Raw genomic sequence first — 307 nt, forward strand, 5'->3', positions numbered from 1 at the left:
GTGCTCGTCGCAGGCGACCCAGGTCTTGCGGCGGTCCGCGGCGTGGATGCGCGGGTTGCGCCACCGGATCGCCCACACCGCGGGGGCCCGGCAACCCGCCCGGGAGCAGTCGATGGACTCGTCGATCACGACCGGTCGTCGCGCGGCTGCTCGAGGCGCGGGGTCTCGGCGATGCGGATGACGGTCGGGGCCGGGGTCGCGGGAGCGGCGGGCGTCGAGGGTGCGGCCTCGATCATGCGTTCGGGGTTCACGGCCTCGGTGACCTGCGCGTCCTGGCCGACGTTGGCGACGATCACCGCGAGGTAGG

Annotated in this window: 1 protein-coding gene; it reads right to left on the minus strand. The window is 74.6% G+C overall.

Translation table 11 applies throughout. The features are described from left to right. Positions 1–125: 125 nt before the first annotated feature. The coding region (locus tag ACZ3GY_RS23730) for a hypothetical protein (protein ID WP_465912182.1) at positions 126–307 on the minus strand (182 nt) is incomplete at its 5' end.

This window comes from Pseudomonas sp. PME37.24/006, assembly GCF_055556635.1.